Source organism: Aeromonas enterica, from assembly GCF_054052465.1.
The window spans coordinates 70,159-84,574 of the sequence record NZ_JBSTYL010000018.1 but is presented as its reverse complement, the minus strand read 5'-3'; the positions used below and the strand labels follow the sequence as shown (position 1 = coordinate 84,574).

At 59.4% G+C, this 14,416-nt stretch carries 13 protein-coding genes; 5 read left to right on the top strand and 8 right to left on the bottom strand.

Annotation, left to right across the window (positions count from 1 at the left end):
- The first annotated feature begins 16 nt into the window (after positions 1-16).
- Positions 17-550: a nucleoside deaminase gene (locus ACW5XD_RS17115; RefSeq protein ID WP_456495890.1), complete on the top strand. Its 534-nt coding sequence runs from the start codon at positions 17-19 to the stop codon at positions 548-550.
- Complete coding sequence (locus ACW5XD_RS17110) at positions 543-1,790, top strand: cyanate transporter (RefSeq protein WP_456495889.1); 1,248 nt, start codon at positions 543-545, stop codon at positions 1,788-1,790. The genes ACW5XD_RS17115 and ACW5XD_RS17110 overlap by 8 nt, the downstream gene beginning before the upstream one ends.
- A gap of 52 nt (positions 1,791-1,842) precedes the next feature.
- On the opposite strand, the gene rluF is transcribed toward ACW5XD_RS17110, so the two are convergent.
- Together rluF and ACW5XD_RS17100 are read right to left on the bottom strand one after the other, a co-directional pair.
- Entirely contained in the window at positions 1,843-2,877 is a 1,035-nt protein-coding gene (gene rluF / locus ACW5XD_RS17105; protein ID WP_456495888.1) for a 23S rRNA pseudouridine(2604) synthase RluF, read from the bottom strand.
- A complete protein-coding gene (locus tag ACW5XD_RS17100) occupies positions 2,867-2,989 on the bottom strand; it encodes a hypothetical protein (protein ID WP_456495887.1) in 123 nt (40 codons plus the stop codon). The genes rluF and ACW5XD_RS17100 overlap by 11 nt, the downstream gene beginning before the upstream one ends.
- 558 nt (positions 2,990-3,547) lie before the next feature.
- Between ACW5XD_RS17100 and gdhA the strand changes: the two genes are divergently transcribed.
- Positions 3,548-4,894, top strand: coding sequence for an NADP-specific glutamate dehydrogenase (gene gdhA / locus ACW5XD_RS17095; protein WP_456495886.1), 1,347 nt, complete (start codon positions 3,548-3,550; stop codon positions 4,892-4,894).
- Positions 4,895-5,265: 371 nt separating this feature from the next.
- Here the strand turns inward: gdhA and ACW5XD_RS17090 are convergent, their stop codons facing one another.
- The gene (locus ACW5XD_RS17090) at positions 5,266-5,634 is read right to left on the bottom strand and encodes a VOC family protein (protein WP_456495885.1); all 369 of its coding nucleotides are present in this window, start codon (positions 5,632-5,634) and stop codon (positions 5,266-5,268) included.
- A 154-nt stretch (positions 5,635-5,788) separates the two neighbouring features.
- Positions 5,789-6,253, bottom strand: coding sequence for a hypothetical protein (locus ACW5XD_RS17085; protein ID WP_456495884.1), 465 nt, complete (start codon positions 6,251-6,253; stop codon positions 5,789-5,791).
- 155 nt (positions 6,254-6,408) lie between these two features.
- Between ACW5XD_RS17085 and ACW5XD_RS17080 the strand changes: the two genes are divergently transcribed.
- Complete coding sequence (locus ACW5XD_RS17080; protein WP_456495912.1) at positions 6,409-9,552, top strand: DUF3427 domain-containing protein; 3,144 nt, start codon at positions 6,409-6,411, stop codon at positions 9,550-9,552.
- 41 nt (positions 9,553-9,593) lie between these two features.
- On the opposite strand, the gene ACW5XD_RS17075 is transcribed toward ACW5XD_RS17080, so the two are convergent.
- From ACW5XD_RS17075 to ACW5XD_RS17060, 4 genes are all read right to left on the bottom strand, one after another.
- On the bottom strand, positions 9,594-10,181 hold the full coding sequence (locus tag ACW5XD_RS17075) for a histidine phosphatase family protein (protein ID WP_456495883.1): 588 nt from the start codon (positions 10,179-10,181) through the stop codon (positions 9,594-9,596).
- Positions 10,182-10,322: 141 nt separating this feature from the next.
- Positions 10,323-10,976 (bottom strand): helix-turn-helix transcriptional regulator, encoded by a 654-nt coding sequence (locus tag ACW5XD_RS17070; protein ID WP_098985182.1) that lies wholly within the window; start codon positions 10,974-10,976, stop codon positions 10,323-10,325.
- A 55-nt stretch (positions 10,977-11,031) separates the two neighbouring features.
- A complete protein-coding gene (locus ACW5XD_RS17065) occupies positions 11,032-12,321 on the bottom strand; it encodes an L-cysteine desulfidase family protein (RefSeq protein ID WP_456495882.1) in 1,290 nt (429 codons plus the stop codon).
- A 22-nt stretch (positions 12,322-12,343) separates the two neighbouring features.
- Positions 12,344-12,727, bottom strand: a complete 384-nt coding sequence (locus ACW5XD_RS17060) for a RidA family protein (RefSeq protein WP_043135200.1) — start codon at positions 12,725-12,727, stop codon at positions 12,344-12,346.
- 248 nt (positions 12,728-12,975) lie between these two features.
- On the opposite strand from ACW5XD_RS17060, the gene ACW5XD_RS17055 reads away from it, so the two are divergent.
- Positions 12,976-14,271: an SLC5/6 family protein gene (locus ACW5XD_RS17055; RefSeq protein ID WP_043557169.1), complete on the top strand. Its 1,296-nt coding sequence runs from the start codon at positions 12,976-12,978 to the stop codon at positions 14,269-14,271.
- Positions 14,272-14,416: the final 145 nt, after the last annotated feature.

Genomic DNA, 14,416 nt, shown 5'->3' with positions numbered 1-14,416 from the left:
ACTCAAGGTCTCTCTCATGTCCCATCCCCCTGTCGACCCCACCGGCGCTCGCCTCGTTCCCTCGCTGACCGCCCTCGCGGATCCCGCCCATCAAGGGTGGCTGGAGCAGGCGTTGCAACTGGCCCTCTGCAACCGCCAGCAGGGTGGCCGCCCCTTCGCCGCCCTGCTGGTACAGGATGAGCGGCTGGTGACGAGTGCCGTCAACGCCATGCATCTGGACGGTGACCCCACCCGTCACGCCGAGCTGGAAGCCCTGCGCCAGGCCAGCCTGTCGGGGCCGCTGGCGGGAGCTATCGTCTACGCCAGCGGTCACCCCTGCCCCATGTGCCTGAGTGCGCTGGTGATGAACGGCATTCGCGCCGTTTATTACGCCTTCGACAATCAGGATGCGGCCCCCTTCGGCTTTGACAGCACATCGAGCTATGACAAGCTGCGACTGCCTCTCAACCCGCCCCCCCTGCCCCTCATCAAGCTGCCGAGCCCCATCAGTGCCGCCTGCCTCTATGGCGATGAGGCTCCCAAATCACAGGCGGAGCCGGCTCATGAGTAAGAGCCTGCCCGCCGATGGCAAGCAGGCGCTGGCCCTGCTGGTGCTGGTGATCCTGATTGGCCTCAACCTGCGCCCCTTCCTCACCGCCATAGGCCCCTTGAGCCGCGATATTGCCGACGCGCTGGCGCTGGGCATGGATACCCTGGCCTGGCTCACCCTGTTGCCGCTCTGGCTTATCGGGGTCGGCGTGCTGATCACACCCAGCTTGCGTCGTCTCACAGGCCCGCGCCAACTGCTGGGAGCCGCCCTCTTGCTGCTGGGGATGGGGAATGCCATGCGTTTTGATGCCCAGAACGGCGCCCTGCTGATCGCCAGCGCAGCGCTCTGCGGCCTGGGCTCGGCGCTGGTGCAAGGAGTGCTGCCCGGCCTTATCAAGCAGTGCTTCGCCCACAAGGTACCGCTGGTGATGGGGATCTTCTCGGCCTGCATGATGGGGGGCGGGGCACTGGGGGCCAGTCTCACCCCGCAGCTGGCGACAAACCTCGACTGGTCGCGGGCGCTGGCGCTGTGGAGCCTGCCGGTGCTGCTGGCCATGGTCTGGCTTGTCTGGCGGGTACGGCTGCCAGGCGCCGCTGCGGCCGCAGTTCCCCACAGCGAGCAGCGACTGATCGCCCTGCCCCGTAGCTGGCTGCTGATCGGCTGTTTTGGCATCATCAACAGCGGCTACGGCATCGTCGTCGCCTGGCTGGCACCCGCCTACATGGCGCAAGGATGGAGCGCCCAGCAGGGAGGCGAGCTGGTGGCCTGGCTGGCATTGGCCCAGACCGTCAGCGGCCTCGGCCTGCCCCTGCTGGCGGCCCGCAACACAGACCGGCGCCCCTGGATGGGGTTGGCGATTGTCATGCAGCTGGCCGGTTTTGGCGGCCTCTGGCTCGCCCCACAAGCCGCCCCCGTCCTCTGGTGCATGCTGTGTGGCGCAGGACTCGGCGGTAGCTTCTCCCTCATCATGGTCATCGCGCTCGATCACCTGCCGGATCCGCGCCGTGCCGGCACCCTCAGCGCCCTGATGCAGGGATTCGGCTTCATGCTGGCGGCCACCGGCCCCTGGGTGGCGGCCCGCCTCCATCACCTGAGCGGTGACTTCGCCGCCGCCTGGCAGTGGCAGCTGGGAGGCCTGCTGCTGATGAGCCTGCTGGTGCTGCGCCTCGATCCGCGCGGCTATGCCAAGGTGATGAGGTTGCCAACCCCAGCGCCTGCGGCCACGGCAAGCAGTGCGGCCCAAAGCAACACACCGGCCTGAGCCGGTGTGTTGGGGATAACAAGAGAAGGCTGACGCCGCTCAGGATTGCGCCTCAGCGCCCCTTCTTCTGGCGGCCGGACTGGCCGGCGCGCGGTTTGGCTGCGGCTGGTTTGCCGCCCTTGTTGGGGGCTCCTTTGCCTGCGGCGGTTTTTCCAGCGCCGCCTTTGCCAGCAGCCCCCTTACCCAATCCCACCTTGCCTACCGGGCTCTTCTTCTCGAAGGCCTCCGGGCCAGGCACATTGGGGCGGCCGCCTATCTCGTGATCATCATCCCGGCGCGGCTTCTTGCCTTGCGCCGCTTTGCCGGTTTGAGCAACAGCGGCTTTAGCCGCCTTGGGCTTGTCGCCTTTGGCCGGTTTCACCTCGGAGGAGGAGTCTTCGATCAGCTTGAACAGCTCGATCAGCTCGTCGTCGGTCAGATCCCGCCACTCGCCTACCGGCAACCCCTTGAGGCTGACGTTCATGATGCGAATGCGCTCGAGTTTGGTCACCTCGAAGCCGAAGTGCTCGCACATGCGGCGGATCTGGCGGTTGAGCCCCTGCACCAGGGTGATGCGAAACACGAAGGGCGCCTCTTTCTTCACCTTGCACTTCTTGGTGACGGCGCCGAGGATCGGCACCCCGGCCGCCATCCCGCGCACAAACTCGTCGGTCACCGGCTTGTCGACGGTCACCAGATACTCTTTCTCGTGATCATTGCCCGCCCGCAGTATCTTGTTGACCAGATCCCCGTGGTTGGTCAGGAAGATGAGCCCCTGGGAGTCCTTATCGAGCCGCCCGATGGGGAAGACGCGGGTGCTGTGGTTGACGAAGTCGACTATGTTGTCCTTCTCGCCCGCCTCCGTGGTGGAGACGATGCCCACCGGCTTGTTGAGCACGATGAACACCAGGCTGTCGGCTTCCCGCGCCTCGATCACCTGACCGTTGACCTTGACCAGATCCCCGGCAAACACCTGATCGCCGATCCCGGCCCGCTTGCCATTGATAAAGACCTGACCCTGCTCGATGAAGCGGTCGGCCTCACGGCGCGAGCAGATGCCGCTCTCGCTGATGTATTTGTTCAGGCGCATGGATTCATCAGCCAGCATGAGTCACCTGCCACAGGCCGATAGCCCCATCCAGTTGCGCGGTTGCCGGTGCCGGCCAAGCCGGGGAGGCTGTCTGCTGCATCAGCCGATTCACTACGTCAAAGTTCTGCATACCATTCCATCTTCAAAAAGGCCAAGGCCAGCTTAACCATCAAAAAACGCCGCTACAGTAGCATATTGCCCCGTCCAGCACGCCGGATACTTGCCCTTCACGGCGACGCGCCGCAGCAAAATGTGCGGGGCGTCATGCCATTATGCAACCGCACCGCGGGTGCATTGCTCCTAGCCCAACACGGCAAGGCCCGGATGCAACCAAGAGAAAGGTTAAAAAATGTCGACCAGAACGAGGCCGAAGAGCCTCCCATTTTCACCCTGAAAACATTCATGCCATATGCAATCGGCTTGTCCCGGCGCCACACAGCACCAATAAGCGCTTGCTATTTATTGACTTAAAACGCATAAAAAGATTTTAGTTATCGCGAATTATCTTGCTGCAACCACCCCGCTCTTCTGTGACTTTCGGTGGAAAACACAACAATCGTTGGCGAAAAAGACACAAAACCAAATCTTTGCCCGCATTCACCCCCAACACAAATCATAAATTTGGATGCACGGCATACGCTTTTCTCTGGCAAGAGGCCAATTTCATCATTCACTACAGGAGTTACAGATGAGTCATTCCCTATCCCAGACGGATTTTCTGGCCCAGGTGGCCAGTCGCAACCCCCACCAGCCCGAGTTCATTCAGGCGGTGAGCGAGGTGGTCGCCTCCATCTGGCCCTATGTGGAACGCCACCCCCGCTACCTGCAACATGGCCTGCTGGAGCGACTGGTGGAGCCGGAGCGGCTGATCCAGTTTCGGGTGAGCTGGGTCGACGATCTGGGCCGGGTGCAGGTCAATCGCGGCTATCGCATCCAGCACAGCTCGGCCATTGGCCCCTTCAAGGGCGGCATGCGCTTTCACCCCTCGGTGGATCTTTCGGTGCTCAAGTTCCTCGCCTTCGAGCAGACCTTCAAGAACGCCCTCACCACCCTGCCCATGGGCGGCGGCAAGGGGGGTAGCGATTTTGACCCCAAGGGCAAGAGCGAGGGAGAAGTGATGCGCTTCTGCCAGGCGCTGATGCTGGAGCTCTATCGCCACCTCGGGGCCAACACAGACGTGCCCGCCGGCGACATCGGCGTGGGGGGGCGCGAGGTGAGCTACATGGCAGGCATGATGAAGAAGCTCACCAACAACGCCGAGTGCGTCTTCACCGGCAAGGGACTCTCCTTTGGCGGCAGCCTGATCCGCCCGGAAGCCACCGGCTACGGCCTGCTCTATTTCGCCCAGGCCATGCTGGCCCATCGCGATCAGTCGCTGGCGGGCATGACGGTGTCAGTGTCAGGCTCGGGCAACGTGGCCCAATACGCCATCGAGAAGGCGATGGCGCTCGGCGCCAGGGTGATCACCGCCTCCGACTCCGGTGGCACAGTCCATGATCCGGATGGCTTTACCCCCGACAAGCTGGCCCGACTGATGGCACTCAAGAACGAGCAGCGCAAGCGGGTGGCGGATTACGCCCATGAGCTGGGGCTGGAGTTCTTCACCGGTCGCACTCCCTGGCATCTGGCGACCGACGTCGCCCTCCCCTGCGCCACCCAGAACGAGATCGATGAATCAAATGCCGCCGCCCTGATCGCGAACGGCGTGCTGCTGGTGGCCGAGGGGGCCAACATGCCCTCCAACGCAGCGGCCATCCGTCTCTTCCACGACGCCAGGGTGCTGTTTGCCCCGGGCAAGGCCGCCAACGCCGGTGGGGTCGCCACCTCGGGCCTCGAGATGAGCCAGAATGCCCAGCGCCTATCCTGGAGCCGGGAAGAGGTGGACGCCCGTCTCAAGGGGATCATGACCAGCATCCACGCCACCTGCGTGCGTTATGGACAGGATGGCGAGGGCCATGTGAACTACGAAAGTGGCGCCAACATCGCCGGCTTCGTCAAGGTGGCCGACGCCATGCTGGCGCAGGGAGTCTGCTAACCAGACTCAACACACAGCGCGGCCGCCCTGGGGCGGCCGCGTTTTTCATGGCCTTCCCCCTGCCTCCACCAGCACTTGTTACTTTGCCTCCCTTTGCCCGCGACGCCGGCCCAGCCCCCGTCGGCGGCCATGGGGCAGCCGGAACCTATCGGCGACGATCTCAGGGATGCCGACTATCGGGCCGACATAGACGCGTTTTTAGATGAAGCGGATACGCCGGACTCACCCTTTTAGGGCGGTCGGCAGGCAGTAAAGCGCGAGCCGGAAGCCGAGGGGTGTCATCCCCCCTCCAGAGGCAGCTGATTACGATAGGGTCTGACGGGTCCATGGCAGGGCCCGCAGCATTCGCCGGCAGGGATCAGACCGTGCCATCAGGGATAACGGCTGATCTCGACCAGGTTCTGATCCGGATCCAGGCAGTAGACGGATTCGATGGGCCCGCAGGCGCCGCTCTTGGTGACGGGCCCCTCCACTATCTCGACTCCGTGACAGTGAAGCTGGGCTATGACCTGTTCCAGCGGCCAGCGAGTGATGAGGCAGAGATCCCCCGCCCCCACCTGCGCCCGGTTGCGTGGCTCCTGCCCCGGCAGTTGCAGATTGATCTTCTGGTTGCCAAAGCGCAGCGCCCGGCGCCCCTTGCCAAAGGTGATGGCCTCCATGTTGAGCACAGAGCTGTAAAACGCGACGGCCCGATCTATGTCGCTCACCGTCAATACCAGATGGTCGATGTGGCTGATCATGTCCCCTCCTGGTTGCTGTGTGTCGATGCCGCAGGCCGTACAGACTGGCCCGCCAACCCCCTTCATCATATCCAATTGCACACATGGCAACTGTGCCGCAAGGCGCAAAGATGGCCTAGAACGGCTGATGGCTGAGTGAAAGAGGCCTTGGTGTTCACCGCTGCGCGCCACAAGCCTGTTCACGCTGAGCCAGCAGGGTTTCATCATCACTGTCCATGGCCGCTAGAATGGCCTGATTGCAGGCGCGTTCAGCCTGCCGGGCAGGATCCTGTTTGCTCTCGCGAATGTCGGCGATCATGGGGCGATAGTTGACTAACGCCGCGCAGTACATGGCGCGATACTGAGGTTGCTGCCAATTACTGTCCTGGCGGGACAACTGATCGCACAGCTTGCTAAATAGCGCCGCCGCCTTGACAGTGCATTGGCTGAAGCGCCGTGCATCCTGCTCGTAGCTGCGGCAGACGCTTTTCGGCTGCAGCTGCCAAAACTGGAAGGCAAAGGGGATCTGCTCCCCCTCATACTCCACCACCAGCGACTTGAGCTCAGTACCATAAATATCCGATACCTGCTGCTGTACCAGATTGAGATAAGCCGAGAAAAGATAAGAAACCGGATCCATCACCACCTCCCTGTGGTTACCACTGCCGAGCTGTATCACGGAAAACCGTGAGCGATCTTCAAACGAGTAACAGGCGACAACAGCTTACTGATTTGGTTGGAAAAAATGATACTCTTCTCTCCACCCTTATGTACAACGTTCAAGGCCAGTGTGCGATGCAACAATGCGGTATTTATGAACAGCTCATTACTCAACTGCTGACATCTCGACTCGACCGCGAGCGTTTTTACGTAGGGGAACGCCAGCTTGAGCCGGCCGAAGCGGCAGTCTGGTTATCACGATTTCTGAGCCGTGTTTTGGAATATGCGGTGGGTTCGGTCACTGGAGAGGATCAGCTGCAACGGCAAATTGAACTGGCTAACCAGTTATTGCTTTGGTTAAAGGATCGCACACAAGACCCAGACTTTATTGGCGAGAACCTCATCGATAGTCAGGGAAAAATCCTGACGGCGCTCTACCAGTTGGATAACCCCATCTCCGCTAATTTAAAGCAATATGCCGAAGATATTTTCCCTCTGACAGGTCTAACGCAAAGTGAGCTTTTCTGCGGCAGCAATGCGGGTTTGTCGATGGAATCAGAGATTAAACGGGAAATATTATCGGCAGATAGCATCTGCTGGCTGGTCTCATTTATCAAATGGGCAGGCATTCGTATTTTTCGCCATGAGCTGGAGGAGTTCACCCGTAGTGGCCGCCAATTAAAAGTGATTACCACTTCTTATATGGGGGCAACCGATGCCAAAGCAGTCGAATTTTTAGCCAGCCTGCCCAACACAGAAGTCAAACTCAGCTACAACACCCAGCGCGAGCGGTTGCATGCCAAGAGCTATCTCTTTTGCCGAAATACGGGCTTTCATACCGGCTATATAGGTTCATCCAACCTCTCTCATTCTGCCCTCACCAGTGGTTTGGAGTGGAACCTAAAAATCACCTCGCAAGAGATCCCTCATATTATTGAGAAATCCCTGAGTACCTTTGAAACCTATTGGGAGTCCGATGATTTTGAGCTGTTTGATGGCAAGCTCGAAAGCCGTACAAAATTGCAGCATGCGCTGCAAGAGGCCCGTGGGAATGGGGACAAAAATAGCCCCGCCTATTTCTTTGATATCGCGCCATTTCCCCATCAACAGGAGATCCTTGAGCAATTGGCGATGGAGCGCACTTTACACCAGCGCTTCCGTAACTTGGTGGTTGCGGCCACCGGAACAGGGAAAACCCTGATCTCCGCCTTTGATTTTGCGCGTTTTCTGAAAACCAAACCCGACGCCAAGTTCCTGTTTGTCGCCCACAAAGAGGAGATCTTGCGCCAAGCATTGGCCTCATACCGCGGAGTGCTCAAGCAATCCAATTTTGGCGAACTCTTGGTCGGCGGTGCCGTGCCTACTCACTACCGTCAGCTATTTGCCTCGGTGCAATCCTTGAATAACCAGCTGGCTACTTTGCGTCTTAGCCCAGACTATTTCGATTACATCGTCATCGATGAGGTTCACCATATTGCAGCGGTCAGTTATCGTGGTCTGCTCGCTGCCTTTGAACCTCACATTCTGTTGGGATTAACCGCAACGCCAGAGCGCCATGATGGCGGTGATATTCTCGCTGACTTTTGTGGTGTCATCGCAGCGGAGATTCGTTTACCAGAGGCCATCAATCGTCGCAATCTCTGCCCGTTCCAATATTTTGGTATCGATGATGATACTGACTTGCGCCAAGTCGCTTGGAAAAATGGTCGTTATGACATCACTGAGCTCACCAATATCTATACCCATAATCAACAGCGGGTGCAGAAAATAGTCCAAAGCCTCTATGAGATCGTCACCGATATTGCCAAGATCAAAGCGCTGGCATTTTGTGTGAGCCGTGAACATGCCGATTTTATGTGCAAGGCATTTTTATTGAAGGGCATCAAGGCTGACATCCTCACCAGCGATAACCGAGACGAGCGCCATAGCAAACAACAAGATTTGCGTACCGGCGTCATCAATATTCTCTGCGTGGTAGACATCTTCAACGAAGGTATTGATATCCCGGAAGTCGATACCTTGCTGTTTTTACGACCAACGGAAAGCCTCACTATTTTCTTGCAGCAATTAGGGCGGGGCCTGCGGCTGGCGAGCGATAAAGAGTGTTGTACCGTGTTGGATTTTGTTGGCAATGCTCGCGCAGAGTACGACTTTGCCCAGAAATTCCGGGCTCTGGTGGGTAAAACCAATAAGGCGATCAGCCACGAAATCAAACAAGGCTTTCCCCATGCCCCATTGGGTTGCCGCATCGAACTCTCAAAACAGACCCAAGAGTTAATTCTGAGCAATATCAAGAAGGCGACCCTCAATACCTCGCGCCTCATGGGCCTGATCCGCCGTTTCTCACAGGATTGCGATTTACCGCTGACACTGGCGAATTTTTTGAAGTTTTACCCTCACATCAGCCTTGAGGAGATCTACAAACGCAGTAACTGGAGCGCCTTGGTCAAACAGGCCCGCAACCACACCGTTTCTGAAATGAGCGATGAGAAGCTATCTACCCTCTATACCCGGGCTATCAGAACCCGGCTATTGGGTTGCGATGCGCTCCATTACTTGAACTTCTTACAAACCTTGGTGGAAAGCGCCTTTACCTTAACGGCTGAGCACGATGAACGGATGGCCTTGATGTGCCATTACGACTTCTGGCAACAGAGCGGCCCCAACGCAGGCTTTAGCACGTTGTCGCACAGCCTGAAACAACTCAATCAACCAGAGTTAAGGACCGAGCTGGCAGATCTGTTACCCATGCTGATCAACCGGGTGCAGCACGAACAACGAGCCATGCCCGGTCTTCCCGGTAATCCGCTGCAACTGCATGCTCGCTATGCCAGAGAGCAGGTGCTGGTTGGCTTTGGCGCGACCACCTTCGCGCAGCAACCCACTGCTCGCGAAGGGGTCTATGTCATCGCAGAGCAAAATATCGAGTTGCTGTTCGTGACTCTGAACAAAACGGAGCAGCACTTCTCCCCCACCACCCGTTATCACGACTACGCCATCAACGAGTCACTGTTCCATTGGCAGAGCCAAAACAGCGCTCGCCCCGAGCGGGGTAAGGGTCTGAGTTACATAAACCACAGAGCAGAAGGTAAGCGTTTGTTTTTGTTCGTCCGTGAGCAGAGCAAAGATGAATTTGGCCGCACCCTTGGCTTTGTGAACTTTGGTGAGGTGGAGTACGTCTCCCACAGCGGCAGCCAACCGATGAACATTAGGTGGCATCTCACTACTCCGATGCCGCCATTTATGTGGAAGGATGCAGCAAAATTGGCCGTTGGCTAAACGACAAACGGCTCGCCAATGGCGAGCCGTTTTGGCCGGGGTCAGCAGGGGATCCGCTCGATGCGACCGCCGCTCAGTTTGAAGAAGGCATCCTGCGGCAGCTCTTGTGACCAGGTGGTGGTGTAGTCCAGATCGGCATAGGCGCCGCGCAGCATGGCGCCGAACAGGCCGTGGGAGACCACGATGGCGCGCTCGGCAATGCGCTCATCCTGCAGCCACGCCTGGGCCCGGCGCTGTATGCCTTGAAAATCTTCACCACCAGGGGCCTGCAGATACCAGTCGGGCTGTTCCAGATCGAGATCTGGGTAGGCCGCCAGCAGCTCGGGCACCCGACGACTCTCCCACTCCCCCATGTTCAGCTCCACCAGCCGCTCGTCCCAGACGATGCGCTCGCTATCGAACCCCAGCTGTTGGCACACCAGTTGCGCCGTCTGCCGCGCCCGACCGAGCGGGCTGGCATAGATAGTCCAGTGTGCGGCGTCATCCAGCAGGTCGTGCAGGCGAGCGCCCATGGCGGTGGCTTGCGCCTCCCCTTTGGCGGTCAAGTCCGAGTTGCAGCGCCCCTGCAGCCTCAGCTCGGCGTTATAGCGGGTTTGGCCGTGGCGCAGCAGATAGAGGGTGCGAGGCATGGTTTCTCCAGCAAGTTGAGATAGACGAGAGGGCAGATGATAACAGATGAGCGGGGCGATGGAGACTCAGCTGACAGCAAGGGGCGGGCAAACGGGTCAGGGCTGACCCGGTTCCTGCCACGACGTTCAGGCTGGGCGGGCTCAGCCTTTCTTGATTTCCCGCAGATAGCGGTAGATGGAGTGCACCGAGATGTCGAGCTGGCGGGCGGCTATCTGGGCGCTGTCTTTGAGCTCGAAGATCCCCAGATCATGCAGCTGCTTGACCATGACCCGGGTCTTCTGGGACGGCGGCACGGCGTCGTTGCCACGCACCTCGGCACTGACGGTGTCTATGGTGCTGTTGAGGGCCTCGTCTATGTTGCGGGCGAACACTTCCGGCGTGCCGCTCGGCTCATGGTGCTGCATGCACTCGGGCATCATGGTGCGCAGCACGGATTGCAGCGGGGCATCCATGTCGGTGTTGATGCAGAGCAGCCCTATGGCCTGCCCCTCGCCATTGCGAATGACGGTGGTGAGGGAGCGCAGGGTCTTGCCGGTGGCGCACTTGGTCATGTAGGGGCTGGAGATATCCTGCCCGCTCTTGAGCTTCATCATCGCCAGGTTGGTGATGGGAGCCCCGACACTGCGACCCGTGATATGACCGTTGGCAATCTTGATGATGGCAGGATTGCGCACATCCAGACTGTGCAGCAGCACCTCGGTGTGCTGGCCATACATGGCGGCGATGCCGTCCACTATGATCTCCATCGCCTTGAGGATCTCGAAGTCAGTCGGGGTCAACTCTTGCAGTTTCATGGGGGCCTTCATGGTAGTGCTGCTGCCCGTCACCGGCAGCAGCCAGGTCGCGTGATCAAGCAGACATGATGTCGATAATGGTGGTGTCTGTGGCAGACATGCCGTCTTTTACCATCTGCCCGATATTTTTGATAGTTTGCTCGACATCGTGCGAGACGATCCCCTGCCCCGACACCGAATGGCTGTTGATGGCCATCAGGAAGCCGCGCACGGCCGCGCCGGAGGAGGTGCTCACCTTCATGGCGCAGGAGGCTTTCGCCCCGTCACACACCATGCCGGCGCTGTCGCTCAGCACGTTCTGGATGGCGTGACAGGATTGCGCCAGGCTGCCACCCGCCAGATAGACCATGGCCATGGCGGCCGCCGCACTGGTGACCGTATTGCCACAAAACGCCGACAAGGGCGGATAGTGGGACTTGATGTAGATGGCCCCCAGGTGGCTCATGATGAGGGCCCGCGCCAACTGCTCCTCGCTGGCGCCGTAGCGCTCGGCGATCACCACCACCGGGATGGTGGCGGCTATGCCCTGGTTGCCGCTGCCGAAGTTGCTCATGGCCGGCAGGCTGGCGCCCCCCATGCGGGCGTCGGAGGCGGCGGCGGTACGCATCACGATGCGATTCATCACATCTTCGCCGATGAAGCCGGCGCTGATGCTCTTTTGCATGGTGCGGCCTATCTCCAGGCCATAGGGGTGATTCATCCCCTCGTCGGAGAGCTTGCCGTTGAGCTCGGATGCCTGGAGGATGAAGCGGATCTGCTCAAATTCCACCTGGGTAGCGAACTCATGGATGGCGGCGATGCTGATGTCGACGCCGTCACAGATGGCGCCTGTGGCCCCACGCTGGCTCTGATCGGCGGTGAAAGTCACCTCGCCGTCGCGGCGCTGCTCGACGATGCGGGTATGGCCGCCGCACAGGGTCACGTCGGCGCTGTGCTCCTCCCCCTTCTCATCAGCGCCGAACACACTCACGCGGCAGTAGATGAACTCGGGCGCCTCGGTGCGGCTGACCTGGACGCCACCGGCATCGATCAGGGTCTGGGCTTGGGCAACCTGCACCGGGGTGATGGCGGCCAGCACCTCAAGTCCGGCATCGGCCTTGCCGCCGATGGCACCGGCGGCCGCGGCGATGGCCAGCCCTATCTTGCCGGTGCCGGGCACATAGACCCCCATGGAGTTTTTGTAGAGATTATCCGACACCGCGACCTCAATGCGCCGGACTTCACAGCCCAGTTGCCGAGCGGCGACGGCGGCGGCATAAGCGGCGGCGACGGGCTCGGTACAGCCCAGCGCCGGTTTGACAACCTGTTGAATAATCTGCAGATACTGCTGCCATGCTTGCTTCATTGCGGGGACCTTTTTATCAGCATTAACGGGCGATGTGGGCGATCGCTTCGATTTCAACCTTGACGCCCATCGGCAGATCCTTCACTGCAAAGCAGCTGCGGGCCGGGCAATCTTGCTGGAAATAGTCTTTGTAGACGGCATTGAACTGGGCAAAATCGCCGATCTCCGCCAGATAACAGGTGGTCTTGAGCACGGTATCCAGGCTGCCACCGGCCGCTTCCAGCACGGATCTCAGGTTTTCCAGCGATTGGCGGGTCTGGGCTGCGATCCCCCCCTCCACCACGCCGCCCTGCTGCTTGCACACAGGCAACTGGCCTGAGGTAAAGATGAGGTCGCCATAGGCGGTGCCATGACTGTAGGGACCGATGGCATCGGGTGCTGCGGCTGATGTGATGATGGTTTTCATATGGCCTCCACTTACATTCAAATAATGTTGCACTTGTGCAATTTGTTTCATGCAACATTATTTGCTTTTAAAACCATTCGTTCAACTATTTTATAAATTTAAAACCAGATTAGCGCGATAACGCCGCATTAACACAAACTGTGAGCGCCATTCCGATTTGAGCCGATGAGAGAAACCCGCCATTGTTTAGGGTTTTTTATTCAACTATATTTGCGCCAACAATCACTCACATAACAACAAGGTCAACCATGGACGCTCACAGCACGACACTCACCCGGCCCGCCATGGGCACGCTGGAATGGAAAGAAGCAGTTCGTTTTGACAGCACCGACTGGGGCTGGATCATCATGAGCATCGGCATGGCCATAGGCGCGGGGATCGTCTTTTTGCCGGTGCAGGTGGGGTTGATGGGCTTGTGGGTCTTCCTGCTGTCGGCGGTGATCGGCTACCCGGCCATGTATATGTTCCAGCGCCTCTTCATCAATACCCTGGCCACCTCGCCCGAGTGCAAGGATTACCCCAGCGTCATCACGGGCTACCTCGGCAAGAACTGGGGCATGTTGCTCGGCGCCCTCTACTTCGTGATGCTGGTGATCTGGGTGTTCGTCTACTCCACCGCCATCACCAATGACAGCGCCTCCTTCCTGCAGAGCTTCGGGGTAACCCAACAGCTGCTCTCCGAGAATCCCTTCTACGGCCTAGTGCTGATCTGCGGCCTGGTGGCGCTGGCCTCCCGTGGCGAGAACCTGCTGTTCAAGATCTCCACCTTCATGGTGCTGACCAAAATCAGCGTGGTGGCCGTGCTCGGCCTCATGATGGTCGACAAGTGGGATGCGGCCAACATCACCGCCATGCCGGCGGCCGGTGACTGGATGAAGGACGCCATCATCATGCTGCCCTTCACCCTCACCTCCATCCTCTTCATCCAGAGCCTGAGCCCCATGGTGATCTCCTACCGCTCGCGGGAGAAGTCGCTGGAAGTGGCCCGCTTCAAGGCGATGCGCGCCATGAACATCGCCTTCGGCATCCTGTTCGTGGTGGTCTTCTTCTACGCCGTCTCCTTCACCCTGGCCATGGGTCACGAGCAGGCGGTCAAGGCCTCCGAAGAGAACATCTCGGCGCTGGCCATGGTGGCGCAAGGTATGCCGGGCCAGACCCTCAAGCTCTTGAGCCTGACCCTCAACATCTTCGCCGTGATGACCGCCTACTTCGGCGTCTACCTGGGCTTTCGTGAAGCCTGCCAGGGGCTGGCGATGAACCTGCTGCGCCGGATGATGCCGGAAGATCGCATCAACAAGGGGTTGGTGGGTCGCGGCATCATGCTGTTCACCGTGCTGCTCTCTTGGGGCGCCATCGTGCTCAACGCTCCCGTGCTGAGCTTCACCTCTATCTGCAGCCCCATCTTCGGCATGGTGGGTTGCCTGATCCCGGCCTATCTGGTCTATCAGGTGCCGGCGCTGCACAAGTACAAGGGCGCCTCCCTCTACGTCATCATAATCACCGGCCTGCTGCTCTGCGTCTCGCCCTTCCTGGCGTTCAACTGACCCGCCGCCAACCGGGCCGCGCGGCCCAATGTTCAACCGATAACGGGCCACCCTCTGGGTGGCCCGTTTGTCTGACTCATACAGCCCCGCCCTGCCCCGAAAAAGCCAAGGGGATCACAACTTGCACCCCAGTCTCACCGGACGT